Genomic DNA, 23,925 nt, shown 5'->3' on the forward strand with positions numbered 1-23,925 from the left:
CTACTGGAAGTTCGCGGTCAGGACCTGGTCCGTGCTCACCGGGAACGTGTACGACGGCTCGGTCGAGACCACGGTCCCGGCCACGGTCCAGTTCTGGAAAACGCTATCCGAAGATGGCGTCGCCGTCACGGTCACCTGCGCGCCGGGTTCGTACTTCCCGGGCTCGGATGCGTTCCCGCTGATCCGGACGGTACCGTTCCCGTTCGCCTCGACGCTCACACTCCGCTGGACCATGTTGATCGCCATCACGTTGCGCAACAGCGCCGGCCCGGACAGCGTCGCGCCGTTGTAGCGGGCGATGTTGGTGACCTCGACCGCGCCCTGGGCGACCCTGACGGTGAAACCGCCGTCGCCGAGGTTGTCGGTGCCCAGGTTGATCGCCTGGACCTGACCGCTGTTGACGACCAGACCGTCGTGGAAGCCGTAGGCGAACACGTTCAGCAGGTTGACCCCGGTGGCGCCGTCCACGGTGACGATCTTCGCGGTCTTGCGCATGTACTTGTCGATGACGAGCTCGAAGATCCGGCCCTCGTCCATCCAGTACGGCTGCTGGTAGCCCGTCCGGGTGACCGCGTTGCCGTTCGACAGCACGCCCTCGATCCGGGCGTCCCGACCGGCGCCGAGGCGGATGGCGTGGTCGAAGAAGGCTCCGGCGACCTTGCGGACGACGGTGCGGTCGCCGCGCAGGTCGATCCCGTTCCAGGTGTTCGGGAAGCCGGAGTTGATCACGTAGTTGGCGCCCGCGTGCCCGCGAACGGCGTACGGGTAAGGGACGACGCCGTCCGCGCTGCCCGGGTTGTTCTCCGGGTAAAAGACGCGCAGCCCGCGGATGCCGCTGCTCTTGCCGAGGGTGATCAGCGGCGTGCCATCGGCTTGGTTGCGGCCCTCGAAGGCGTGCAGGACGGTCCCGTAGCTGGCGCCGCCTTGGTCGCGGTTCGGGACGGCGGACGCGCCACGCAGCTCGACGTTCGCCGGGACGCGCAGGTGCGTGCTGATCCGGTACCAGCCCGCGGGCAGGTAGACGATCCCGCCGGTCTTGCCGGCCTTGTCGAGAACCTTCTGGACAGCGGCGGTCGCATCGGCGGCCGGGAGATACCCGATCCCGTGCGGCGCGGCCGCGACGTACAAGCGCTGAACGGGCTTGGGGAGCGCTCTCTGGGTGTAGCTCGGCGCCTTGCCGGGCATCTGGTGAATCACGCCGTCGAGAGCGCCGGAGAGCGCTACCTCGGTCAGCTTCACGTAGCCCTGGGAGTTGTTGTCGATGGCCTGCTGGCTGCCCTCGATCCGGCCGCCCGCGACCTGCCAGCCCCAGCGGCTGTCCATCTCGTCGACCAGGACGCCGACGTTCGTCCGCCGGATGTCCAGCTCGTGGAAGCTACCGGTGAACTGGGCCCGCTGGCCGCGGACGATGTGGATCCCGGTGCGGTAGTCGGAGAGCGCGATCCGGTGGAACTGGTCCCACTCGAGGTCGCCGAGCGCCAGGCCGGTGCCGTTGGCCCGGGTCCAGGTGTCGAGCGCGGCCCGGGCCGGCGGGTTGAAGGCGCGCGGTGCGGCCGCCCAGTAGGCGTTGCTGAAGGCTACGTTCTCCCAGGTGCCGACGTCGGCGCCGTTGTAGGCCCGGGCGCCCTCGAAGAGAGCGGTTCCGCGGATGTTCCGGATCGTCGTGGACTCGTGCACCTGACCGGAGCTGGGCGCGTTGCCGCGGTCGTTGGGCAGCGTGCTGATGCCGATACCGCGGTAGGAGTTGAGCATCGTGATGTCGGCGATCGTCGACATCATGTAGTTCTCGTTCCCGATCCAGGCGCCGCCTGGAACCTCGAAGGTGTAGCCGTACGGCACCGGGGTGGTCGCGTTCTGGTTCGGGTAGTACGTCGTCACGCCGAGGACGCCGGCGCTGCCGCCGATCCGAAACAGGCTCGGCCCGTCGTCACCGGGCGCGAGGTCGGCGACGACCGTCGTCCCGTAGTCGGCCTGCCCGCGCCGGTCGCGGCCGTCCTGGGTACGGCCGTCCGGGTCGCGCCGGTCGCCGCGGAGCGTGCAGAACGCGTGCACCTCGATCGTGTCGGTCACCTTGTACTTGCCGGCCGGCAGCCAGATCGTCCCGCCGCCCGCGTCCTGGCAGGCGTAGATCGCCTGCTGGATGGCCTTCGTCGAGTCCTTCCGGCCGGTCCGGTCCGCGCCGTACGCCGTCGCGTCGAAGTCGGCAATCACGCCGTCCTCGGTCGGGTGCACGGTGTCGACCAGGCGCGGCTTCGGCGTCCCGACCGGTGTGAGCCGCAGCTGCAGCTCGCGGACGATGAACGACTCGGCGCCGGTCATCGCGACCCGGACGTACCGGGCGGAGGTCGTCGCGAACCTGGTCCGGCTGAACTGGTTGCCACCTGGCGAACCGGTCCGGCCGACGGTCGTGAACTTCTGACCGTCGTTCGAGACCTGGACGCTGTAGTCGGGGGAGAAGGCCTGGGCCCATTCGACGCGGACGTCGTTCAGCGGGCGGGCCTTGCCGAGGTCGAGCTGGATCCACGAGTCGCCGGCGCCGCTCGTCCAGGCGGATTGGTGGTTGTTGTCGTTGAGGTTCGCGACGCCGGTGCCGCCGCTCGCGGACGGCGTACCGGTGCGGGCGAAGTTGGTGTCGACGATCGAGGCGGTGAAGGCGTCGAGCTTGGACTGCAGAGTCTGCAGCGCCGCTTTGACCTGGACGTCGGTCGCGCCGGGCGTGTTCGCCACCGTGCGCGCGTCGGCAATCGCCTGGCGCAGGGTCGCGCGGCTCCCGGCCGGGTACTGGCCGTCGCGCGTCCCCTCGCGCGCGGCCTTCTCCGTGCGCGCGGCGGTGTTGATCAGATCGAGCAGGCCCTCGGTCACGTTGAGCGTGCTGGCGACCTTGGCGACCCGGACGGCCGCGACCTTGAGATCGACCGCGCCGTCGCCGTTGTGGATCCGGAAGTCGCCGCCGTTCGAGCGGTTGGTCATCACGGCGTCCGGGAGCGCGAACGTGTGCGTCTTCCAGGTCGAGGTGTTGCCGTAGGTGACGACCTCGGAGTTCTTGAACATGTCCGGGATCGTCGTGCCGGGGGAGTCGTAGTGCAGGCCGAACTGGCCGTTGCCGGCGTCGAAGTAGTCGATGCTGACCAGGACGAGACCGGAGTTGTTGTAGAGGTAGGTGTCCGCGATGTTCATGTAGAAGAACGACATGCCGGGCGCCGGGGCGGTGCGGTCGGTCTGCCAGTACGTACGGCCGTCCTGGACGCCGGTCACCAGGCTCTCACCGCGGTCACCAGGCCGCGGGCTGATCCCGGACTGCACCGGCGACGTACCGAGCTCGACCGAGGCGCCCGCCGTGCTGATCCGCAGGCTGCCGATCGTCACGTCACCGCTGCCGAACACGCGAATATCGGCGTCCCCGAGCCGGTTCGTGAAGCCGATGTCGCTGAGCGCGAAGATCCCGGTCTTCCACTGCCCGCTCCCGGCCAGCTGGACGTCGGTCGCATCCGCCTGCGGGTTGTCCGCGGCGTCGTACTGCAACTCGAGCGTCCCCGAGCCGTTGTCGAGATAGGTCACCGTCACCAGGACGTCGTCAGTACCGATCTCGTCGACGTAATCCCGATCGACATCGAACTCCAGGTACCCCGTCCCAGCAGCCCGATCCGTCTGCCAGTACCCGCGCCCCTGTTCCGTCCCCGTCCGCAACCCGGCCGGAGCATCCCCAGCCGCCGGCTTCACCCCGAGCGTCGTAGGCGCCGGCCCAAGATCGGCACCCACCCCACTCGGATACATCGTCGCCGCCTGCGCCTGCGGCACCCCAACAGCACCGGCAAGCAACAACGCGGGCAAGAACCGGGCAAGCAGACGTCTGGTCATACGGGTCTCCAGGTGGCGGTCCGGAAGCACACAGGCCAAGCGCCGATAAGTTAAACCAAGCGTGTTACTAATTCAAGAGCCTGCGATCCACCCGCTGGAGACGGTGGTCGGGTGGGGTCAGGCGACGCCGACCAGTTGGCGGGTGAGGAGGGTTTCGAGGAGGGTGAAGAAGTGGGTGGCGGCGTCGGGGAGGGTGAGGAGGCCGGCTTCGTGGTGGCGCCAGCCGAAGAGGAGCTCGCCGTCGATGGTGTGTTGTTCGAAGGGGACGGCGTAGCGGCTGAGGGTGACGCGGTCGGGGCCGGTGTGGGGGTGGTGGTCGCCGCAGCCGCATTCGGCGGCGATGGTGATCGAGATCAGGGCGTCGGGGGCGTAGCGGCTGAGGCGGAGGGTGGTGCCGCGGGCTGTGAAGTGGCCGATGGTCGCGTCGGGGAGCTCGACGAGGAGCTCGACCGGGACGGCGTGTGAGCCGGGCAGCAGGCGGAGGCCGCGGGACGCGAGAAGATCGGCAAAGGCCGGAAGATTCATCAGAGCTGATTCCTGTGTGTGCTGGTGTCGGCGGGCGGGCCAAGTGGACAGGGCCTCGAGCGCCTCAGACGGCGCGCGTCAGCGACAACAGCAACAACACAGCAGCATCTGCATGCGGACGATCATGGCAGAGCCGGACGCGCACCACAAACACTGTCCGCCATCCGGGACGACTGTCCGTCACCTGGTTGACGCAGCACAGAACGAAGCCCGCACCGGGTGCGGTGCGGGCTTCGGAGTGAGCGGGTCAGTCGGCTTTCTTGCCGAACATGATCTCGTCCCAGCTGGGGACGCTCGCGCGTTTGGAGTTCCGCCGGGCGGGCTTCTTCTTGGGCTCTTCGGCCGGAGCAGCCTCGGCAGCGGGCTCCTCCACGGCAGCCGCCGGAGCCTCGGCAACAGGCTGCGCGGGCTCGGGGGCAACTTCCGGCTCGACCCGCGGCGGCTCGGCCGGGAGCTCCGGCTGACGAGCGACCGGCCGGTCGGGGAACGGCGTCGGCTGGACGGCGGCGCGCTCCTCCGGCGACGTGGCCTCCGGCGCCTCGGCCGGAGGCTGAGCCACCGGCTGGGTCGGGCGCTCGGTCGGCTGAGCCACCGGCTGGGCCACGGGCGGCGCTGGGCGCTCCACCGCGCGGACGGTCGGATGCAGCGCTGGCGGCTGCTCGATCGGGACGTCGATCAGCGTCGGCTCGTCGTCCGGATTCGGGACGGCGTGAACGCGGCGCGGGCCGCGCTCGTCCCGGGCGAGCTCACGGGCGGGCTCACCGCGCCGCGGCCCACGATCGTCGTGGGCCGGCTCGGCGCCGTAGGGGATGTCGGCTTCGCGGACCTCGCGCGCCGGCGGGTGGTTGCGCCGCGGCAGGCTGACGGTGTCCTCGAAGCCGGCCTCGTAGGAGTCGGCGCCGTGATCGGGCGCGACGGACAGATCGATATCGGCGACCGCGGTCAGCCGGCGCTCGCCGGGCTGCGGCATCGGCTGCAGCGGCGGCGCGACCACCTGGGCCTGCTCGCCGACCAGCCAGCGCGCCTCGTCGTCGTCCGGGACGGCGTACCGCCCGGGCGCGTCGTAGGCGAACATCGCGATCTTCTCGTCCTTCTCCTCCGCGACCTGGTCGGATTCGACGAAGTACGAGACGCGGACGGCCCAGCGACCGTCGTCGCGGCGCCACGCGTCCCAGTCGGCGGAGGCCGGGTCGACGTGGCGGATGCGCAGCCGCTCGGTGACCCAGGCGCCGAGATTGCGGGTCGGGGCGTCGGCGCCGCCCTTGCGGCGGACCGAGGCGCGCTGGGCCAGGTTCGCGATGTGGTCGCGCTCGGCCAGCACCGGCCCGGCGAACGCCATCACGCGCTCCATCGGCATCTGGGCGACCGCGGCCACCGCTTCGGGGCTCTCGCCGGCGCGGATACGAGCCTGGATGTCTCGTGGCCGCAGCGCGCTCTCCATTTGAATCTCCAGCTGGCCGAGTCGGGCACGGTCGCCGCGCAGGGCCGCACGCAACCGGTCGTCGACCGGGACGGCGAACTCCTCACCCGTCTCGGACATCGCCAGGATGAGCTGCTTGCCATCCTGGCTCAGACCGACGAGCCTCGCCTCGCGCATTGCCTTTGTTCTCCTGTGCGGTTCTCGACAGTCTCTCCCGGGACACCGGGCCGGACCAAGACCGGCGCGCCGTACCGGCCGGTCATTGTGGAGGTTACGTCACGAAATCACAATTTCGCTGCTCACCAGGGCCCTGTGAGTCACATCAGTCACAGTAGTCACAACCTGCCGGGACCGCGACCGCAGGACCCTGGTGAGTCGCGCCGAACGACCCCAGCTCAGCCCCGGTGCGCCGTCCGGACGGCGACGGCCCGCGCGATGTCGTCGGCCCGGTCGCCGACCGAACGCCGGATGCCGGAGGCGACGCCCTCGTCGGCGGCGATGTCGCGGCCGCGCGCGACCACCCGCTCGTCGATCGAGTACCGCGGGAACGCGAGCAGCGCCGTGGTCGCCACGATCCAGCCGGACCGCAGCTTCGCGACGCCGGCCACCTCGGCGAAGTACCGGTCCTCGTACGGCGCGGTCAGCTCCAGCTGCGCCGGGTGCCAGAACCCGTCGCAGGCGGCCTCGAGATCGTAGTTCGCGACATCCGGGTCCGACATGATCGTCGCCCACGCCGCCTCCTTGGCGGCCGCGTCGGGCAGCGCGGCCCGGCAGCGGGTCGCGTGCACCCGCCCGGCCGAGGACGAATCCCGCTCGAGCTCGGCCTCGATCTCCGCCGCACCGATCGCGCCGAGACGGGCCAGCTGCAGCATGACCTTCCAGCGCAGCTCGTCGTCCATCGTCACGCCGTCAGGGACGTCGTTCCCGGCGAGCCAGCCACGCAGGACGTCGGCCTGCGCACTGAACCGCGCATACGCCCGGACGACGGCCAGCTGCAGGCTCGTCCCGGCGTCCACGGTCGGCAGCCGGTCAGCGAGCACCTGCTCGATCCGCGCGCGGTTCTCCTCGTAGGGCAGGTAGCCGCCGAGCACATGCGTCTCGGCCCACTGCGCCATCGTCGTGACGCCGACGTCGGTGCTCTCGACGGCGAGCATCGAGAGCAGGATGTCGAAGCCGAGCGCCGGGTCGAGCTCGGCGTCGGCGACGGAGTCCCGGACGCTGTTCAGGACGACGGCGCGCGTCACGCCGCTGCTGATCGACGGCAGGACGGCGGTCAGGTTGGCCAGGCTGTCGGCGTCGAGCCGGATCTTGGCCCAGGTGTCGTCACCGGCGTCCGGGACGACGACCGCGACCGACGGATCCAGCGGGACGTCGACCTCGTCCGCGTCGAGCAGGACGTCGACGGTCGTGACCCCGCCGTCGGCGTCGTACCCGTCGACGGTCAGCTGGTGCGGGCGGGCCGCAGGGTACGCCGCCGGAGCGACGCGGCGCAGCTTGATGCCGTCGGCCGTACGGACGGCGCTGATCGTGTCGACCCCCGGCGTCCGCAGCCAGGCCTGCGCCCAGGAGTCGATGTCGACCGCGCCGGCCTCGGTCCACTTGGCGAGCAGGTCGCCGAAGGTCGCGTTGCCGAACTCATTGGCCCGGATGTGCGCGTTCACACCGGCCAGGAAGACGTCGTCCCCGAGGTAGGCGGCCAGCTGCTTGAGCGCGGCCGCGCCCTTGGCGTAGGAGATGCCGTCGAAGTCGTTCAGTGAGTCGAGCGCGTCCTTGACCGGGTCGGCCGCGACCGGGTGCGTCGACGAGCGCTGGTCGGCCTGCAGGCCCCACCACTTGCGGACGAAGCCGAAGTCCGTCCAGTTGTTCTGGTACTCGGTGACGGCCATCGACACCCGGTGCGCCATGTACTCGGCGAACGACTCGTTCAGCCAGAGGTCGTTCCACCACTGCATCGTGACCGTGTCGCCGAACCACTGGTGCGCCATCTCGTGCACGACGGTGTTGGCGCGGACGCCGCGCTCGCCCTCGGTGGCGGCCGAGCGGAAGATCATCGGGTCGCGGAAGGTGACGCAGCCCGGGTTCTCCATCGCGCCGGCGTTGAACTCCGGGACGAAGGCCTGGTGGTACTCGCCGAACGGGTACCGGTAGCCGAACAGCCGGTGGTACTCGTCGAAGGACTGCTTGGTGACGCGGAACAGGTCCTCGGCCTCACGGTCCAGCTCGGCGCTCAGCGACTGCTTCGCGACCAGGCTGAGCGGGATCCCGTCGTGCTCGTCGGTGACCTGGTGGTAGGGCCCGGCGACGATCGTGACGAAGTACGTCGACAGCGGCTTGGTCTCGGCCAGCTCCCAGCGCCCGGGGGAGACCTGCGTCGCGGCGCCGTTGCCCAGCACCAGCCACTCGGCCGGCGCGGTCACCTTGACCCGGTACGGCGCCTTCAGGTCGGGCTGGTCGAAACAGGCGAAGATCCGGGGCGCGGCGTCCAGGAACGACATCGCGTAGGTGTAGACGAGGCCGTCGGCGGCGTCGACCGCGCGGTGGATGCCCTCGCCGTCGTGGGTGTAGAGCATGGTCGCGGTGACGACCAGCACGTTGTCGGCCTGCAGACCGGTCAGCTCCAGCCGCCCGTCGGTCAGCCCGGCCACGTCGACCGGCGCGCCGTTCAGCGTGACCGAGAGCAGCTCGTCCGGTTTGACGTCGACCCAGCTGGCCGGCTCGGACGCCGTGAACCGGATCGTGCTGGTCGAGGAGAACGTGCGATCGCCCTGGGTGAGGTCGAGATCGACGTCGTACGACTGGACGGAGAGCGCGGCGGCCCGGGTGCGGGCGCCGTCGACGGAGAGGCTCGGCATGTCAGCCACTCTATGCAATGACTAGGCTCTCCCCATGAGCACTATGGAGTACCGGCAACTGGGTGACTCCGGCCTCACGGTCAGTGTGGTCGGTCTGGGCTGCAACAACTTCGGACGCCGGCTGGACGCGACCGCCACGGACGCGGTCGTGAACGCCGCCGTCGACGCCGGGATCACGCTGTTCGACACGGCCGACATCTACCGCGGCGAGCACGGCGCGAGCGAGCAGCTGCTCGGCAACGCGCTCGGCGCCCGCCGGGACCAGGTGGTCGTCGCGACCAAGTTCGGCGGCGACATGCAGGGCGACAACGGACCGGACTGGGGCGTCCGCGGTTCCCGGCGCTACATCCGCCGGGCGGTCGAGGCCAGCCTGCGCCGGCTCGGCACCGACTGGATCGACCTCTACCAGCTGCACTTCCCGGACCCGGTGACGCCGATCGAGGAGACGCTCGCCGCGCTCACCGAGCTGGTTGCCGAGGGCAAGGTTCGCTACATCGGCAGCTCGCAGTTCGCGGGCTGGCAGGTGGTGGACGCGGACTGGGCCGCGCGGACGAGCGGTTCGGCGCACTTCATCAGTGCGCAGAACCAGTACTCGCTGCTCGAGCGCGACGTCGAGGACGAGCTCGTCCCCGCCTGCGAGCACCTGGGCATCGGCATCCTGCCGTTCTTCCCGCTCGCGTCCGGGCTGCTCACCGGGAAGTACAAGCGCGGCGAGGCCGCCCCGGAGGGCACGCGGCTGGTCAACCAGCCGCAGCGGCTGGAGCATGCCGACTTCGACAAGCTCGAGGCGCTGGAGACGTTCGCAGCCGAGCGTGACCTGTCGATGATCGACGTGGCGATCGGCGGCCTCGCGGCACAGCCCGCCGTCTCGTCGGTGATCGCGGGCGCCTCGACGCCCGAGCAGATCCAGCAGAACGTCGCCGCGGGGCAGTGGGAGCCCACCGCCGCCGACCTGGCCGTTCTGGACGAGCTGACGTGACCCTGATCCTGCTGCCGCCCTCCGAGGGCAAGACCGGCCGGGCCCGCGGCCGTGCCGTCGACTTCGAGTCGCTGTCGTTCCCCGAGCTGAATCCGGTCCGCGAGCAGGTCCTGGAGACGCTCGCCAAGGTGTCGGCGTCCGAGGACGCGTACGGCGTTCTGGGCGTCGGCGCTTCGCTGCAGCCCGAGGTCGAGCGCAACACCCGGTGGCGCACCGAGCCCGCCGTACCGGTGTCGGAGCTGTACTCCGGTGTTCTGTACGACGCTCTCGGCTACGCGACGCTGCCGGCCGGGTCGAAGCGCCGTGCGGCGAACCGGCTGCTGGTCGTCTCGGCCGCGTGGGGTGCGCTGCGTCCGGCGGACCGGGTGCCGCCGTACCGGCTTTCGATGGGGACGACGCTGCCCGGCCACGGTCCGCTGGCCGGCGTCTGGCGCGAGCCACTGGCGGCTGCACTGACCGGAGCCGACGGCGTGATCGTCGACTGCCGTTCGTCGACGTATGTCGCGGCCTGGCGGCCCAGCGCGGAGCAGGCCGCCAAATGGGTGTCGGTGAACGTGGTGCGGGAGCGCAACGGCGTCCGGACGGTGGTTTCGCATATGGCGAAGCACACCCGCGGTCTGGTCGCGCGGCACCTGCTGGAGACCGGTAAGGACCCGGGGACGCCGAAGGCGCTGCACAAGCTGGTCAGCGAGCGGTGGAACGCGGAGCTCACTCCGGCCGCGGCCGGGTGGACGCTGACGGTCGTCGAGCACGACTGAGCGTTCACACGGCTTTCACCGGCGGGTGGTTTCCCGCCGGTGCGGCCAGGGGAAGGCTGAAGTCAGCAACGTCAGGGGGGATCCGCCCTACCCTCGGAGGCCTGACCGATGCGACGCTCCACTGCACTACTCCTGACCGGTACCGCCGTCTGGGCACTGTCTGCGAGCCCTGCACTCGCATATCCGCCGACACCGCCGTCCGCGAGTACCGCGGCCACTCAGCTGGCCGGGCTGACGGTGAAGGCCGAAGGCTCGAGCAGCGGCTACTCGCGGGACAAGTTCCCGCACTGGCACACCGTGACCGGCACCTGTGACACCCGCGACCAGGTGCTCAAGCGGGACGGCTCCGGTGTGACGGTCGACGCCAACTGCGAGCCGACCGGCGGCCGTTGGTACAGCGTGTACGACGCGGTGTGGGTCGAGGACGACTCCGCGATCGACATCGACCACATCGTGCCGCTGTCGGAGGCGTGGAAGTCCGGCGCGAGCGGCTGGACGACTGCCAAACGCGAGCAGTTCGCGAACGACCTCGGCATCGCGCAGCTGATCGCGGTGTCGGCGTCCAGCAACCGTTCCAAGGGTGACTCCGACCCAGCGGCGTGGAAGCCGACCAACACCTCGGTGCACTGCGTCTACGCGCGGGAGTGGATCTGGGTGAAGCACACCTACGCGCTGTCGCTGCAGCCCACGGAGAAGACCGCACTGCAGCAGATGCTGGCCAGCTGCTGACTATTCGCCGAGCAGACGGCGACGCTGGGCGTGGACGCCGGCCTGGAACCGGGTGCGCGCGCCGAGCGTGTCCATGAGCTCGGCGACTCGGCGACCGACCGTCCGGCTGCTCAGATTGAGCTGCCGGGCGATCGCGTCGTCCTTCAGGCCAGCCGACAGTAGTGTCAGCAGCCGCGAGTCCAGCGCGTCAGGAGTCTCAGCTGGCACGACCGGGACGGCCTGGTCCCAGAGCAGGGTGAACATCTCCACCAGTGCGTCCAGCAGCGAGCAGGGGTGCACGACGAGCGCGCTGTCGACCAGTGCGTCGACGGACAGCGGTAGCAATGCGGCCTGGCGGTCGAACACGGCCAGCTTCATCGGGACGAGCGGATGCGTCCGTGAGGACTCACCGGCGTCCGCCGCGCTGTAGGCGTCGTCGACGCCACCTGGTCGTTCGAACGAGTCGGGGGAGTAGATGCCGCGTACCTTGACCCCCTCGCCGAGCAGCCCGCGGACTCGGCTGTCCGAGTCGTCTGTGGGGGCGGCGTACGGCGGTCGGTCCAGAACGAGGAGCTCCTCGTGGGTGCCGTTCAGCAGCTGGGCGAAGCGAGCGGCGATCGACTCCTGCCCGACGACGACCTCGACCAGGTTCTCCGGCTGGTGACGCTCTTGCTCGCGCAGCGCGGACATCATCTCCCGCGCCTCGGCGCGGACCCGGTCGTGCTCGGCTCGGCGTACGGCGACCAGAGTGTCGACGGCGACGTCCGGACGGGTCGGCAACAGGCGCTCGGCGGCCCGGGTGAGCAGGCCGAGTGTTTCGAGCCGGGTGACGGTGTCGGCGACGTCGTCCTCGGTGCGATCCAGCAGCCCGGCAAGCTCCCGCACACCCGATCCGGGCGCGGTCAGCAGCATCCGATAGGCATGCTCGTCGGGCGTCGCGACCCCGAGCGGCTCCAGCATCCGATCAAGCTATCCCCTGACCCGGTCACTGGCCGGTTCCTGTCATGTCCGACGCACGCCAGGCCCGATTTGGCGCGCGCCCGGCGTTACGTGGGGCCGTTGTGGTGGCAGCATGTCCCTACGCTCCGATCGCAGGGAGGCACGATGAGTGAGACGACTGCTCAGCAGACTGGGGATCGTCCCGAGCTGAAACGGGTGATGGGTCCCGGCCTGTTGCTGCTGTTCGTTGTCGGGGACATCCTCGGCACCGGCGTGTACGCGCTGACCGGCAAGGTCGCGGGTGAGGTGGGCGGTGCGGTCTGGCTGCCGTTCCTGTGCGCGTTCATCGTCGCGATGCTGACCGCGACCAGTTATCTGGAGCTGGTGACGAAGTACCCGCGGGCCGGTGGCGCCGCCGTCTACACGCACAAGGCGTTCGGGATCCACTTCCTGACCTTCCTGCTGACGTTCGCGGTGATGTGCTCCGGCCTGACCTCGGCGTCCAGCGCGTCGAAGGCGTTCTCGACGAACTTCGCCGCCGCGGTCGGGATCAACAAGGATCGGGTCACGGTGCTGCTGATCGTCGCGCTGGCGTTCATGGCGCTGATCGCGCTGGTGAACCTGCGCGGCGTCGGCGAGAGTGTGAAGGCGAACGTCGTCCTGACGCTGATCGAGCTGACCGGTCTGCTGATCGTGATCGCGATCGGCGTGTGGGCGATCGCCAGCGGCGACGGCGACACCTCACGGCTGACCGAGTTCAAGACGCCCGACGGCGAGTCGCCGTTCGGCGCGGTGACGGCCGCGACCGCGCTGGCGTTCTTCGCGATGGTCGGCTTCGAGGACTCGGTGAACATGGCCGAGGAGACCAAGGACCCGGTCCGGATCTTCCCCAAGATCATGCTGATCGGCCTCACCGTCACCGGCGTGATCTACGTGCTGGTCGCGATCTCGGCGGTCACGCTGGTCGCGCCGGACGACCTGAACGAGGGCAACGCGCCGCTGCTGAAGGTGATCGAGGCGGGCGCTCCGGGCTTCCCGCTCGAGATCTTCGCCTGGATCACGATGTTCGCGGTGGCCAACTCGGCGCTGATCAACATGCTGATGGCCAGCCGGCTGCTCTACGGCATGTCCCACGAGAAGGTGCTGCCGGGTCCACTCGGCCGGGTGCTGCGCAAGCGCCGGACGCCGTGGGTGGCGATCCTATTCACCACGCTGCTCGCGTTCTTCCTGATCGGGTACGCCGACCTCACCGCGCTCGGCGGGACGACGGCGTTCCTGCTGCTGTGCGTGTTCGCGATCGTGAACGTCGCCGTCCTGGTGCTCCGCCGGGACCGGGTCGAGCACAAGCACTTCCACGCGCCGACGCTGCTCCCGGTGCTGGGCGTCGTGCTCTGCGTCTACCTGGCCAGCCCGCTGTCCGGCCGCGCGACCCAGGACTACAAGATCGCCGGCTGGCTGATGGTGGTCGGCGTCGTCCTGTGGGTGCTGACCTGGCTGCTGAACAAGTACGTGTTCAAGCGGCACGCGGACTTCGATCCGTCGCACCTCGACCCGAGTGGTCCGGTGAACTGACCGGCAGGTAGGCGGCCACGACGACCGTGGCCAGGGCCGCGAGCCCGGTGCCGACCGCGATCCAGCCGAGGGCGGGGTAACCCGCCCCGGCTCCGATCGCGAGCCCGCCGAGCCACGGCCCGAGCGAGATCCCGATGTTGAACGAAGAGAAGTTCGTCGCGGTCGCCAGCGTCGGCGCGTCCCCGGCCAGGCTGAAGACCCGGGCGTTCAGGGCGGGGTTGACGGCGAAGCCGAACCCGCCGAGCAGGAAGATCGTCGCGATCGCGACCACCGGGCTGCCCGCGGTCAGCGCGAGCAGCGCCGAGAGCGCGATCAGGCCGCTGATCCCGACGAACAAGGTGTGGAACGGGAGCGCGTCGGCGGTGCGGCCGCCGAGCGTGATCCCGATGAACGAGCCGAGGCCGTAGAGCGCCAGGATGCCGGGGACGGCGCCGGCCGGCAGCCCGGTCTCGCGGATGAGCAGCGGCGCGAGGTAGCTGAACACGACCAGGATCGCGGACGTGACGAGTGCGGTCGTCGCGAACGCGAGCCACAGCCGCGGGTTGATCAGCGCCCGCAGCTCCGCGCCGAGGTCGGGAGCGGTCGCCGGATCCGGCCGGCCGGGCGGGATCGTCCGCAGCACGCCGACCAGCGCGATCACGCACAGGCCGGCGACCGTCCAGAACGCGGCCCGCCAGCCGAGGTGCTGGCCGAGGACCGTGCCGATCGGGAGCCCGACGATGGTCGCGACCGTCAGGCCGCCGGTGACCACACTCATGGCGCGGGCGCGCCGGTCGGCCGCGACGAGCGACATGACGGTGACCGCGGCGACCGACCAGAACCCGGCGTACACGAACGCGCCGACCACGCGGGTCGCGAGCAGGACGGCGTAGTTCGGCGTGAGGGCCGCGACGACGTGGGTGAGCGCGAACACGCTGAGGAACAGCGCGAGCGCCGTCCGGCGGGACCATCTGAGCGTGACGACGGCGAGGATCGGCGCACCGAGCAGCATGCCGAGCGCGAACGCCGAGATCAGCAGCCCCGCGGCCGGGATCGACACCTCGAGATCGTGTGACAGCTCCGGGAGCAGCCCGGCCAGCATCAGCTCGGACGTCCCCTGCGCGAAAATGCTCAACCCGAGTACGTAGACGGCGACTGGCATCGTGTTCCCCCAAGCCCCACTGGACAGCCACCTTGAGTATCTCAGGAATCACTCTGCGCTGTCGCCGCGCCTGTCACAGACTGAGACTTGTGTCATACGGCATCGTTGAGACATGAGTTACCAGACTCCCGCGCGACGGACCGGCCGGTCGGTCGACACGGCCCGGATCGGCGGCGGCCTCAAGCTGCTCGCGGCGCTGCTCGGGCTGATGTGGCTCAGCGAGATCGTCGACACCGCGCTCAACGGCCGCCTCGACAACTACGGCATCATCGCCCGCGACCCCGAGGGCCTGCTCGGCATCATCACCTCGCCGTTCCTGCACCTCGGCTTCGGCCACCTGATCTCCAACACCCTGCCCCTCGTCATGCTCGGCGCCCTGATCGCCCTGTCCGGCGCCACCCGCCTGCTCGCCGTCACCGCCCTCGTCGCGGTCATCGGCGGCTTCGGCACCTGGCTCATCTCCCCACCCCACACCATCACCATCGGCGCCAGCGGCCTCGTCTTCGGCTTCGCCACCTACCTTGTCTCCCGAGGCCTCTTCAACCGCAGCCTCCTCCAAGTCCTCGTCGGCGTCCTAGTCATCGCCACCTGGGGCTCAGCCCTCCTCTCCGGCCTCCTCCCACAAGACGGCATCTCCTGGCAAGGCCACCTCTTCGGCGCCCTAGCCGGCCTCCTATCCGCCTGGCTCCTCGCCGACGAGAAGAAAACGGCTAGGTAAGGGTCGTCGGGTCGGTGTTGGCGCCGCAGATGAGGACTAGTACGTGTTCGCCGGGGGCGGGTTGGTAGGTGGCTGAGTGGAGGGCGGCGAAGGCTGTGGCGGCGCCGTGTTCTACGGCTAGGTGGTGGTTGTGCCAGAGGTGGTGGCGGGCGGCGATGATGGCTTCCTCTTCGACGAGGAGGGAGCCGATGGAGTGTTGCTGGACGGCTTCGAAGGCCAGGTCGCCGAGGCGGCGGGAGCCGAGGGAGTCGGCGGCGATGCCGCCTACGGGGCCGTCGATGGGGGAGCCGTGCTGGAGGGCTCGGTGGAGGTCGGGGGCTTGAGTTGGTTCGACGCCGATGACGTTGGCTCGGTCGCCGAGGGCGGTGGCGATGCCGGCGACCAGGCCACCGCCGCCGACGGCGACCAGGACGGTGTCGAAGGTGGGGACCTGGTCGAGCAGTTCGAGGCCGATGGTGCCCTGGCCGGCGACGATCTCGGGCTGGTCGAAGGCGTGGACGAGCAGGGCGTCGGTCTCGTCGCGCGCGATCAGGGCAGCTTCGTAGGCTTCGGCGTACTGGCTGCCGACCTGGACGACGTCCGCGGCAAGGCTGTGCAGTTTGGCGACCTTCGGCGCGGGGGCGTTGACCGGGACGAAGATGCGGGCCGGTACGCCGAGCTCGCGGGCGGCGTACGCCGCGGCCAGACCGGCGTTGCCACCGGAGGCGGCGACGATGCCCTGGCCGGTCAGGCGGCCTTCCTCCTTGGCGAGCAGCAGCCGATTGAAGGCGCCGCGCGGCTTGAAGGACCCGGTGTGCTGCAGCAGCTCCAGCTTGAACGTCAGCCCGGGCGCGACCTCGATGACCGGCGTCCGCCGAACCCGTCCGGCGATCCGCTGCGCCGCCGCCTGCACGTCCTCAACCCGAACTGTCATGCCTCAACCCTGCCACGGCAAGAAACTCCAGGACGAGCGGACTGGCGACCGCCCGGAACTCGTGGAAGTAGGCGTGCCGCGCGCCGGCGATCACCTCGGCCCGCGCGCCAGGGATCCGCTCACTGAGCACCTTCGCGTTCGCGACCGGGCTGAAGATGTCGTCCGCGCCGTGCAGGACCAGCGTCGGCGCGGAGATCTCGACCAGCCGCTCCCAGGCCTCGTGCCGGTTGCTCGCGACCAGATGCCGGCCTTTCGCGTACGGCGGCATCCCGGCGTCCCCGAGCACCGGATACGGCCCGGGGTTCGCGGCCCGCCACCGCGGGGTGTACATCAGATCGATGAGCACCCGGCCGGCGCGGATCGGATCCGCCAGCGCTTTGCGCAGCTCTTGGCTGCGTTCGTACCCATGGGCCGGCCCCGGCGACGTACAACCGAGCACGAGCCCACGGACTCGATCGGCGTGGTTGATCGCAACCCACTGCGCGACCCGGCCGCCCATCGACGTCCCGTACACGTGCGCCGACGGCAGACCGAGCTCGTCCAGGACGGCGATGACGTCGTCCGCGAATCCAGGGGTCGAATAGACCTCGTCCGGTTTGTCGCTGACGCCGGTGCCCCGCCAGTCCAGCGTGATAGTCCGGTACGTCGTCTCGAAGTCGGGGCGCACCGGATCCCACCAGGTGTGGTTGTTGGACTGACCCGCCAGCAGCACGAGTGGTTGCCCTTCGCCACTGACTTGGTAGCCGATGCGAGTTCCGTCCTGCGCTGTTGCGTACGGCACGTAAGCAGTCTGCCCCATGCGGGTTAGGCTCGGGGTATGCGAGTCGTGATTGCGGGTGGACACGGACAGATCGCCCTGCGGCTGACCAAGCTGCTGAGCGATGACGGACACGAGGTGGTCGGGCTGGTGCGCAACCCGGACCATCTGCCCGACGTCGCGGATCTGGGCGGGCAGGCCGCCGTCCTGGATCTGGAGGACGCCGACACCGACTCGGTCGCCGCCGTCCTGGAGGGCGCGGACGTCGCGATCTTCGCGGCCGGCGCCGGCCCGGGTAGCGGGAACGACCGCAAGGACACGGTCGACCGCGGTGCGGCCGCGCTGTTCGCCGAGGCCGCGGGCCAGGCCGGCGTCCGGCGGCACATCCAGGTCGGCTCGATGGGCGCGGACCGCGTCGACGAGCTGCCGCCGGAGGAGTCGTTCACGATCTACCTGCGCGCGAAGAAGGCGGCCGAGGACGACCTGCGCGCCCGCGATCTGGACTGGACGATCCTGCGTCCCGGGCACCTGACCAACGAGCGCGGCACCGGTCTGGTGAAGCTGGCCGACAAGACCGGCCGCGGCGAGGTGACCCGCGACGACGTCGCGCTGGTGCTCGCCGGGCTGTGCACGACCCGGGCCGCGATCGGCCGAACGCTCGAGCTGGTGGCCGGGGACGTCCCGGTGGCCGACGCGCTCGAGAACCTCTGACGTTGCCACTGGCAACAGATTGTGAAGGCAATGGGCGACAGTTCGCGACACGTCACGTTCGAGCGGCTGAGCAACAGCAGCTACCGGGTGCAGAACGTCCGGGGCGGCAGTATCACGGTCGGCTCGGGCGGTGACGACACCGACTTCACGCCGGTCGAGCTGCTGCTGGCCGCGATCGGGACCTGCTCGGCGATCGACGTCGACGTGGTGGTCAGCCGGCGCGCCGAGCCGTCGGAGTTCAGCGCCGTCGTCCGCGGCGACAAGGTCCGCGACGCCGAAGAGGGCAACCGGATGGAGAACCTGGCGGTCGAGTTCACGATCCGCTTCCCTGAGGGCGAGGACGGCGACAAGGCGCGCGAAGCGCTGCCGCGCGCGGTGAAGATGTCCCACGACCGGCTCTGCACCGTCAGCCGCACTGTCGAGCTGGGCACGCCGGTCACCACTACTGCGGACTGAGGAACTCACTCACCGGGCGCAGTCGCGTGCTGAGCAGGCGCTGCGTCCGGACGCCGTCCAGACGGACATGTGACTCGACACCTGGCGTTTCCGGCAGCGCATCTGGGTCCAGCCCGTCTCGGACGGCGATGAGTCGGCCCAGCTCCAGTCGGCTGACCGCCTCCGGTCCGGCTACATGGGTGATACCGGTGTGGTCGCTGGTGGTCAGCTCGAGCAGGGCCGTCGCCAGGTCGGTCACATGTACCGGGCAGCGGATGTTCTCCGTGAACAGCGCTCCGGCCGCGCCGGCAGCCAGCGCGTGCGTCAGCCGCTCCGCCTGCGACGTCCGATCGCTGGCGACGATGAGCGACGTCCGAGCAATCAGCGCATTCGGGTGGATCGCGCGGACCGCGGTCTCCGCTGCGGCCTTGGCAGCGCCGTACGGCGTCACTGGACACGGCGACGCGTCTTCGGCGTACGGCTCCGGGCTGTTGCCGAAGACGACGTCCGTCGAGACGAGGATGAACCTGGCGCCCCGCGCGGCGGCTGCGACGTTGGCGGGGCCGTCCGCCGTGGTCGCCCAGTCGTCCTGCCGGAACGCGGCATGAATCACGGCGTCCGGCCGGACCTGGTCGATGACGGCTTGGACGTCTCCGAGGACGTCTAGGTGGACGCCGCCGTCCACCGGCGTGGAGTGGTACGTCGGGACGACGTCGTGGTCGGTCGCCAGACGTACGACCTCGCGGCCCAGGAACCCCGCGGCACCAGTGACCAGCAGCTTCACCGAGTCAGCGTACGCCGCAACAGCCGTTGGCCGACGTCCCGCTTGGAGCGTCGCACTTCGGCGACCGTGCGCACCTTCCGCGGCGTCCACCAGGACTGTGACGGCTTGTGCAGGATCCAGCCGTCGCCGAGGGTGATCGCCGCATGGTTCACCCTGCCGTCGGTCGCGCGCCAGACGAACACCGTCCCCGGCTCGTCGTCCCGGCCGCCCGGTCTGGTGTTTCCAGCCAGCCACGCCTCAAAAGGCTCACGCTGCATCCACACATCCTCCGCACCGGCCGCGGCCATCACAGTGCCGAAGCAGTTGGGCCCGCTGAACGGCGGAAACGTCCCCGCAAGCTCCTGAGCCCGAGGCAGCGCCGTCGGCCACCGCCTGACCTCGGCATGCCGGCTGGGCCCGAGCCACTCGCTCACCACGACCGGAAGCACCTCCGCCGCGTGCTCGGCCAGCAGCGACCGCCACCACACGAACCGGTGCCCGTCGGCTTGCCTGCGCAGGCCGTCGCCAAGCAGCCCTTGCCAACGCCGGACCGTCGGTACTGCGCCACGCTCGTAGCGGGCCTGAGCTCGGACCAACCGGCTGCGAACCGCCGGCTCCAGTGCGCTGAACTGCTCCTCGGTGAGCCAGACGGTCACACTGGCGGCGGCGTCCACGTCGTACACCAGAAACGTGTCCCGCTCGTCGCGAGTCAGCTGACGCTCGCTGCCTTGGAGACCCCAGGCGGCGGCCTCGTCAGGTGTCACAAAGAACGGCTGCTCGTCGGGCGCCAGCCGGTCGACCCACTGGGCCAGTAGCTCGGGGGAGACGTCGATACCGAGCACAGTCAGCGGCACGCGGCCACCCTGTCACAGCGGCGGCCGCGTGGCGCGGGAATTACTTGCTGCCGAGGCAGAGGGTGTAGCGGGTGTAGCGCTCCTGCACCGTGTACGACGCCTCGTAGCCGGGGAACTGCTCGCAGCGGCTGCTGTCGGTGGTGCCGGGAACCTTGCCGATGATGCGGAACTCGGCGTCGGCCTTGCTGCAGTCGAGCACCTTGACCTCGGGCTTGTCGTTGGTGCCCTTGTTCTGGACGCACTGGCCGACCGAAGCTTCGGCAGTCGAGGTGGTGGTCAGGTTGCCGATCACGATCGCCGTGATGATCGCGATCGGGATCAGCACCATGACGATCTGCGGACGCTTGATCAGCGGTTTGCCGAGGTCCATCGGCCGGCCCGGGCCGGGCTGCGGCTCGGGCAGCCGCTTGAACTTCTGGAAGGTGATCAGGTTCGCGATCATCGTCACCGGGTTGATGATCAGCGAGGCGAGACCCCACCAGCCCTGGATCAGGCTGTTCGCGGTCATGTTCCGGACCGACGCCGTCCCACAGGTCTTGCAGAACGGGCCCTGCAGCTTCAGGAACCGCATCACGATGACGTAGCCCTGGTGGCCGCGAACGAGCGCATCCACCGCGGGGTAGCCGCCGCAGAACCGGCAGGTCCCCGGGGCGAACTGCTGCTGCGGGAACTGACCCGGCTGCTGGAACTGCTGCTGCTGGGGGAACGACGCCTGCTGCTGCGGCTGGACGTAGGGCTGGTACTGCTGCGGGTCGTACTGCGGCTGACCCTGCGGAGCGCCGTACCCGGGCTGGCCCTGGGGAGCGCCGTACTGGGGCTGGCCCTGCGGCTGGCCGTACTGCGGCGCCGGCTGGTTGTACTGCGGGAACTGCTCCTGCGGGGGCCCGTACCCGCCCGGCTGGCCGGGGTACGGGTTCTGCGGGGGCTGCGGGGGAACTGAGGTCACGAGAACTTCCTGGGACTAGAAGTCTGAATCGAACCCGTGAACCTTACTTTCCCCCGGGATCACCGCACCGGTCGGTTAGGATCCAACACCGGACGACCTCCTTCCGGAATGGACGACGATGGCGCACGACGTGAGCCCCACCGCGCGGACGCTGACCGTGCTCGAGCTGATCCAGAACCGGCCCGGGATCACCGCCGAGCAGCTCGGCGGCAAACTCGGCGTCTCCGAACGCGCCGCCCGCCGGTACGTCGCGATCCTGCGCGAGGCCGAGATCCCGATCGAGTCCGTCCGCGGCCCGTACGGCGGGTATCGCGTCGGCCGCGGCCTGCGGGTGCCGCCGCTGATGTTCAGCACCACCGAGGCGCTCGGGCTGGTGATGGCGGTGCTGGAGGGCCCACGCGGCGCAGCGGATCCGGTGGAAAGCGCGCTCGGCAAGATCATCCGCGTCCTCCCCGAGCCGGTCGCCCGCGCGACGGACGCCGTCCGCCAGGTCAGCGCCCGCGGCTCCGACCCCGGCGTCCGGACGCCGGACCCGGAGATCACCGCCGCCCTGGTCGCGGCCAGCGTGGACCGCCGCCGGATCGCGCTCTCCTACGAGCGCTGCCCCGGCGAGGTCGCCGCGATGGAGGTCGATCCGTGGGCGGTCGTCGTCCGGCGCGGTCGTTGGTACCTGCTCGGCTGGTCGCACACCAAGGACGCCCGCCGCGTCCTGCGCGCCGACAAGGTTGTCGCGGTCGAGGAGACCGGCGGCGAGTTCTGCCCACCCGACGACCTGGACGCGCTGGCGACCGTCGAAGAACACCTGTCCTCGGGCTGGAAGTACCCGCTGGAGGTGCTGATCGAGGCGCCGGTGGACGACGTCCGCCAGTGGATCGCCCGCAGCATGGGCCGCCTCGAGGAGGTCACGCCCGCCCGCACCCGCCTGCTCGCCAGCACCGACGAGCCCGACTGGTACGCCGCTCAGCTGACCGCGATCCACGCGCCGTACCGCATCGTCTCCCCACCCGAGCTCCAGCAGGCCTCCCGCCGGCTGGCCCAACGACTCCTGGAGGCCTCCGGCGATGCGTGACCTGACCTTCACCGGCGAGATCTGGTACTGGCGCGGCCCGTCCCCCTTCTACTTCGTCACCGTCCCCGACGAGGAGTCCGCCTACCTCGAAGCCGAGTCACCCCTCGTCAGCTACGGCTGGGGCATGATCCCCGTCACCGCCCAGATCAACGACACCACCTGGGAAACCTCCCTGTTTCCGAAGGATGGCGCCTACATCGTCCCGCTCAAAGCCGCTGTCCGCCGAGCGGAGAACCTCGACGACGGCGATACCCCCACCCTGCACCTCCGCCTCCGCACCTGACCACCCTCACCAGGTGAGAGCAGTCAGGGTGGTGATGTGGGGGAGTTGGGGGTGGTGGCCGAGGCGGTCGAGCAGGACGGCCGGCAGCCCGACGGCCTCCGCGCCGCGGACGTCGTTCTCGAGCGAGTCACCGACCATCAGCGCCTCGTCCGCCCGCAGCCCGGCCTGGGTGAGCGCCTGCTGAAAGGCGCGCGGGTCGGGCTTGCCGGCCGGGAACTGCTCGGCGGAGATGAAGTCGTCGAGCTCGTCGAGGAGACCGAAGCGCCCGAGTTTGTAGGTCTGGTGCGCGGTGTTCCCGTTGGTGAAGACGATCGCGCGCAGCCCCGCGGCCCGGACCCGGCGCAGGGTCGGCACGGCGTCGTCGTACAGACTCCACCCGGCCTCGTACCGCCAGACATACCCCTCGAACAGCTCGTCGGCCGCCGCGTCCGAGACGTCAGGCCGGTTCAGGAACTCGCGGACGCGCGCCCGGCGCTGCTGAGCGAAGGTGAGCTCGCGAAGCTGGTACCGGCCGTAGTGATGTTCGGAGATCCGCGCCCAGCGGACGGCGACGTCCGGCCCGGTGTCGCCGTGTTCGGCGGCCCACTCGACGGCAGCGCGGGCGGCGGCCTGCTGCTGCTCGACGAGCGTCCCGTCGAGATCGAACAGAACTGCTTGCAGCACGAGACCTCCAACCGGTGCGCCCGGGGCCGGGCGCACCGATCATCGCTCAGTCGGAGGGGATCGCGCTCAGAGTTTCGAGCTCGGCCGCCGTGAGCCGGACATCGGCGGCGGCGAGATTCTGCTCCAGATGCCGCGGGTTACCCGTCCCCGGGATCACCAGCACGTGCTCGCCCTGCGCCAACGCCCAAGCGAGCCGGACCTGCGCGGCGGTCGCGCCATGCGCATCGGCGATCTGCTGGACGACGTCGTCCGCGCTCAGCCCGCCGGCCTCCCGCGACGCGCCGGTCAGCGCGAAGTACGGCACGAACGCGATGCCCTGCTCACCACAGACCCGCAGCAGCTCGTCGTTGACCCGGCCGTAGCCGACGCCGTACCGATTCTGGACGGCGGCGACCGGCGCGATCTCCTGCGCCTGCGCCAGATGCTCGTTGCGGATGTTCGACAACCCGAGCTGTCGAATCAGCCCCTTGTCGCGCAGCTCGGCCAGCACTCCGAAATGCTCCGCGACCGACGTCAGCCCGGCCTGCCGCAAATACACCAGATCGAGGGTGTCCCGACCGAGCGTCCGCAGATTCTCCTCGACGTACGCCGCCAACTGGTCCGGCCGCGCCATCCCCTCGGGCGTCGGCCCGACCTTCGTCGCGACCAGCACCTCCGCCGACCCGACCCCGGCCCGCACCGCCTCGTTCGCCCACCCGAGCACCTCGAACTCCCACACCTCGCCCGCCCGCGCGAACGACGGGTAGAACAACGCGGTGTCCACATGGTTCACCCCCAGCTCCACCGCCAGCCGCACCAGCGCCGCGCCGTCCGCGACCGTCAGCTCCCCGCTGCCGCCGCCCAGCCGCTTCGCCCCGAATCCGACCCGCCGCAATTCCATCGACTTGACCTCCGCAATTCCCGATGCTAAGTTTGTAGGTAATAGCGCATTCATTTCTATTTCCGGCATCCCGCCAGGATAAATCACCAATAAACTCCAGTCCACCCTTTCCGGGTGGATTTTTTGTTGCCTGGCCGGGTGCCGTTTCCCCGCGCCCGCCGACCGGCCGGCCCGCCGGATC

The 23,925-nt window shown here is 70.1% G+C and carries 22 protein-coding genes; 9 read left to right on the forward strand and 13 right to left on the reverse strand.

The features are described 5' to 3' along the window. From ACZ6ZD_RS28500 to pepN, 4 genes are all read right to left on the reverse strand, one after another. A complete protein-coding gene (locus ACZ6ZD_RS28500) occupies window positions 1-3,858 on the reverse strand; it encodes a glycosyl hydrolase family 28-related protein (protein WP_465676990.1) in 3,858 nt (1,285 codons plus the stop codon). Window positions 3,859-3,975: 117 nt separating this feature from the next. Next, the gene (locus ACZ6ZD_RS28505) at window positions 3,976-4,383 is read right to left on the reverse strand and encodes a hypothetical protein (protein ID WP_465676991.1); all 408 of its coding nucleotides are present in this window, start codon (window positions 4,381-4,383) and stop codon (window positions 3,976-3,978) included. Window positions 4,384-4,630: 247 nt separating this feature from the next. Continuing rightward, the gene (gene sepH / locus ACZ6ZD_RS28510) at window positions 4,631-5,980 is read right to left on the reverse strand and encodes a septation protein SepH (protein ID WP_465676992.1); all 1,350 of its coding nucleotides are present in this window, start codon (window positions 5,978-5,980) and stop codon (window positions 4,631-4,633) included. A gap of 218 nt (window positions 5,981-6,198) precedes the next feature. Further along, window positions 6,199-8,655: an aminopeptidase N gene (gene pepN, locus ACZ6ZD_RS28515; protein ID WP_465676993.1), complete on the reverse strand. Its 2,457-nt coding sequence runs from the start codon at window positions 8,653-8,655 to the stop codon at window positions 6,199-6,201. Window positions 8,656-8,689: 34 nt separating this feature from the next. Here pepN and ACZ6ZD_RS28520 point away from each other — a divergent pair, with 34 nt between their 5' ends. The 3 genes from ACZ6ZD_RS28520 (at window position 8,690) to ACZ6ZD_RS28530 (ending at window position 11,121) form a co-directional block, all read left to right on the forward strand. Further along, window positions 8,690-9,634, forward strand: coding sequence for an aldo/keto reductase (locus ACZ6ZD_RS28520; protein WP_465676994.1), 945 nt, complete (start codon window positions 8,690-8,692; stop codon window positions 9,632-9,634). Further along, window positions 9,631-10,392 (forward strand): YaaA family protein, encoded by a 762-nt coding sequence (locus tag ACZ6ZD_RS28525; protein ID WP_465676995.1) that lies wholly within the window; start codon window positions 9,631-9,633, stop codon window positions 10,390-10,392. The genes ACZ6ZD_RS28520 and ACZ6ZD_RS28525 overlap by 4 nt, the downstream gene beginning before the upstream one ends. Window positions 10,393-10,500: 108 nt before the next feature. Beyond that, a complete protein-coding gene (locus ACZ6ZD_RS28530) occupies window positions 10,501-11,121 on the forward strand; it encodes an HNH endonuclease family protein (protein WP_465676996.1) in 621 nt (206 codons plus the stop codon). Here the strand turns inward: ACZ6ZD_RS28530 and ACZ6ZD_RS28535 are convergent, their stop codons facing one another. After that, window positions 11,122-12,060 (reverse strand): transcriptional regulator TrmB, encoded by a 939-nt coding sequence (locus ACZ6ZD_RS28535; protein ID WP_465676997.1) that lies wholly within the window; start codon window positions 12,058-12,060, stop codon window positions 11,122-11,124. A gap of 144 nt (window positions 12,061-12,204) precedes the next feature. Here ACZ6ZD_RS28535 and ACZ6ZD_RS28540 point away from each other — a divergent pair, with 144 nt between their 5' ends. Then, window positions 12,205-13,611 carry an APC family permease gene (locus tag ACZ6ZD_RS28540; RefSeq protein ID WP_465676998.1) on the forward strand — a complete coding sequence of 469 codons (1,407 nt, stop codon included), beginning with the start codon at window positions 12,205-12,207 and terminating at the stop codon, window positions 13,609-13,611. Here the strand turns inward: ACZ6ZD_RS28540 and ACZ6ZD_RS28545 are convergent. Further along, complete coding sequence (locus ACZ6ZD_RS28545) at window positions 13,553-14,752, reverse strand: Cmx/CmrA family chloramphenicol efflux MFS transporter (RefSeq protein WP_465676999.1); 1,200 nt, start codon at window positions 14,750-14,752, stop codon at window positions 13,553-13,555. The two genes, ACZ6ZD_RS28540 and ACZ6ZD_RS28545, sit on opposite strands and share 59 nt — an antisense overlap. 112 nt (window positions 14,753-14,864) lie before the next feature. On the opposite strand from ACZ6ZD_RS28545, the gene ACZ6ZD_RS28550 reads away from it, so the two are divergent. Further along, a complete protein-coding gene (locus tag ACZ6ZD_RS28550; RefSeq protein ID WP_465677000.1) occupies window positions 14,865-15,470 on the forward strand; it encodes a rhomboid family intramembrane serine protease in 606 nt (201 codons plus the stop codon). Here the strand turns inward: ACZ6ZD_RS28550 and ACZ6ZD_RS28555 are convergent. Next, window positions 15,463-16,383 carry a threonine/serine dehydratase gene (locus ACZ6ZD_RS28555; RefSeq protein WP_465677001.1) on the reverse strand — a complete coding sequence of 307 codons (921 nt, stop codon included), beginning with the start codon at window positions 16,381-16,383 and terminating at the stop codon, window positions 15,463-15,465. The two genes, ACZ6ZD_RS28550 and ACZ6ZD_RS28555, sit on opposite strands and share 8 nt — an antisense overlap. Continuing rightward, entirely contained in the window at window positions 16,367-17,182 is an 816-nt protein-coding gene (locus ACZ6ZD_RS28560) for an alpha/beta fold hydrolase (protein ID WP_465677002.1), read from the reverse strand. Before ACZ6ZD_RS28560 ends, ACZ6ZD_RS28555 begins: the two co-directional genes overlap by 17 nt. A gap of 18 nt (window positions 17,183-17,200) precedes the next feature. Between ACZ6ZD_RS28560 and ACZ6ZD_RS28565 the strand changes: the two genes are divergently transcribed. Both ACZ6ZD_RS28565 and ACZ6ZD_RS28570 read left to right on the forward strand, forming a co-directional pair. Continuing rightward, on the forward strand, window positions 17,201-17,851 hold the full coding sequence (locus tag ACZ6ZD_RS28565; protein WP_465677003.1) for an SDR family oxidoreductase: 651 nt from the start codon (window positions 17,201-17,203) through the stop codon (window positions 17,849-17,851). Window positions 17,852-17,881: 30 nt separating this feature from the next. Then, window positions 17,882-18,307 (forward strand): OsmC family protein, encoded by a 426-nt coding sequence (locus tag ACZ6ZD_RS28570; RefSeq protein ID WP_465677004.1) that lies wholly within the window; start codon window positions 17,882-17,884, stop codon window positions 18,305-18,307. Here ACZ6ZD_RS28570 and ACZ6ZD_RS28575 read toward each other — a convergent pair. Genes ACZ6ZD_RS28575 through ACZ6ZD_RS28585 form a run of 3 tightly spaced genes read right to left on the reverse strand, consistent with a single transcriptional unit; the run spans window position 18,294 to window position 20,849 of the window. Then, window positions 18,294-19,070, reverse strand: coding sequence for an SDR family oxidoreductase (locus ACZ6ZD_RS28575; RefSeq protein ID WP_465677005.1), 777 nt, complete (start codon window positions 19,068-19,070; stop codon window positions 18,294-18,296). The genes ACZ6ZD_RS28570 and ACZ6ZD_RS28575 overlap by 14 nt on opposite strands. Continuing rightward, entirely contained in the window at window positions 19,067-19,903 is an 837-nt protein-coding gene (locus tag ACZ6ZD_RS28580; RefSeq protein ID WP_465677006.1) for a C40 family peptidase, read from the reverse strand. Before ACZ6ZD_RS28580 ends, ACZ6ZD_RS28575 begins: the two co-directional genes overlap by 4 nt. A gap of 40 nt (window positions 19,904-19,943) precedes the next feature. After that, a complete protein-coding gene (locus ACZ6ZD_RS28585) occupies window positions 19,944-20,849 on the reverse strand; it encodes an LppU/SCO3897 family protein (protein ID WP_465677007.1) in 906 nt (301 codons plus the stop codon). Between the two features lie 118 nt (window positions 20,850-20,967). On the opposite strand from ACZ6ZD_RS28585, the gene ACZ6ZD_RS28590 reads away from it, so the two are divergent. Both ACZ6ZD_RS28590 and ACZ6ZD_RS28595 read left to right on the forward strand, forming a co-directional pair. Further along, window positions 20,968-21,918, forward strand: a complete 951-nt coding sequence (locus ACZ6ZD_RS28590; RefSeq protein WP_465677008.1) for a helix-turn-helix transcriptional regulator — start codon at window positions 20,968-20,970, stop codon at window positions 21,916-21,918. After that, window positions 21,911-22,201 carry a DUF1905 domain-containing protein gene (locus tag ACZ6ZD_RS28595; RefSeq protein ID WP_465677009.1) on the forward strand — a complete coding sequence of 97 codons (291 nt, stop codon included), beginning with the start codon at window positions 21,911-21,913 and terminating at the stop codon, window positions 22,199-22,201. Before ACZ6ZD_RS28590 ends, ACZ6ZD_RS28595 begins: the two co-directional genes overlap by 8 nt. 6 nt (window positions 22,202-22,207) lie before the next feature. Here the strand turns inward: ACZ6ZD_RS28595 and ACZ6ZD_RS28600 are convergent, their stop codons facing one another. Further along, the gene (locus ACZ6ZD_RS28600; RefSeq protein WP_465677010.1) at window positions 22,208-22,864 is read right to left on the reverse strand and encodes an HAD family hydrolase; all 657 of its coding nucleotides are present in this window, start codon (window positions 22,862-22,864) and stop codon (window positions 22,208-22,210) included. Window positions 22,865-22,910: 46 nt separating this feature from the next. Continuing rightward, window positions 22,911-23,744, reverse strand: a complete 834-nt coding sequence (locus tag ACZ6ZD_RS28605; protein WP_465677011.1) for an aldo/keto reductase — start codon at window positions 23,742-23,744, stop codon at window positions 22,911-22,913. Window positions 23,745-23,925: the final 181 nt, after the last annotated feature.

The sequence above is a fragment of the Kribbella sp. NPDC104218 genome (genome assembly GCF_055584105.1).

Coding starts and splice junctions, on each gene's coding strand:
- ACZ6ZD_RS28550 (WP_465677000.1), top strand. CDS start 14,865: ATGAGTTACCAGACTCCCGCGCGACGGACCGGCCGGTCGGTCGACACG.
- ACZ6ZD_RS28565 (WP_465677003.1), top strand. CDS start 17,201: ATGCGAGTCGTGATTGCGGGTGGACACGGACAGATCGCCCTGCGGCTG.
- ACZ6ZD_RS28500 (WP_465676990.1), bottom strand. CDS start 3,858: ATGACCAGACGTCTGCTTGCCCGGTTCTTGCCCGCGTTGTTGCTTGCC.
- ACZ6ZD_RS28535 (WP_465676997.1), bottom strand. CDS start 12,060: ATGCTGGAGCCGCTCGGGGTCGCGACGCCCGACGAGCATGCCTATCGG.
- ACZ6ZD_RS28520 (WP_465676994.1), top strand. CDS start 8,690: ATGAGCACTATGGAGTACCGGCAACTGGGTGACTCCGGCCTCACGGTC.
- pepN (WP_465676993.1), bottom strand. CDS start 8,655: ATGCCGAGCCTCTCCGTCGACGGCGCCCGCACCCGGGCCGCCGCGCTC.
- ACZ6ZD_RS28540 (WP_465676998.1), top strand. CDS start 12,205: ATGAGTGAGACGACTGCTCAGCAGACTGGGGATCGTCCCGAGCTGAAA.
- ACZ6ZD_RS28605 (WP_465677011.1), bottom strand. CDS start 23,744: ATGGAATTGCGGCGGGTCGGATTCGGGGCGAAGCGGCTGGGCGGCGGC.
- ACZ6ZD_RS28560 (WP_465677002.1), bottom strand. CDS start 17,182: ATGGGGCAGACTGCTTACGTGCCGTACGCAACAGCGCAGGACGGAACT.
- ACZ6ZD_RS28570 (WP_465677004.1), top strand. CDS start 17,882: ATGGGCGACAGTTCGCGACACGTCACGTTCGAGCGGCTGAGCAACAGC.
- ACZ6ZD_RS28555 (WP_465677001.1), bottom strand. CDS start 16,383: ATGACAGTTCGGGTTGAGGACGTGCAGGCGGCGGCGCAGCGGATCGCC.
- ACZ6ZD_RS28595 (WP_465677009.1), top strand. CDS start 21,911: ATGCGTGACCTGACCTTCACCGGCGAGATCTGGTACTGGCGCGGCCCG.
- ACZ6ZD_RS28505 (WP_465676991.1), bottom strand. CDS start 4,383: ATGAATCTTCCGGCCTTTGCCGATCTTCTCGCGTCCCGCGGCCTCCGC.
- ACZ6ZD_RS28590 (WP_465677008.1), top strand. CDS start 20,968: ATGGCGCACGACGTGAGCCCCACCGCGCGGACGCTGACCGTGCTCGAG.
- sepH (WP_465676992.1), bottom strand. CDS start 5,980: ATGCGCGAGGCGAGGCTCGTCGGTCTGAGCCAGGATGGCAAGCAGCTC.
- ACZ6ZD_RS28545 (WP_465676999.1), bottom strand. CDS start 14,752: ATGCCAGTCGCCGTCTACGTACTCGGGTTGAGCATTTTCGCGCAGGGG.
- ACZ6ZD_RS28530 (WP_465676996.1), top strand. CDS start 10,501: ATGCGACGCTCCACTGCACTACTCCTGACCGGTACCGCCGTCTGGGCA.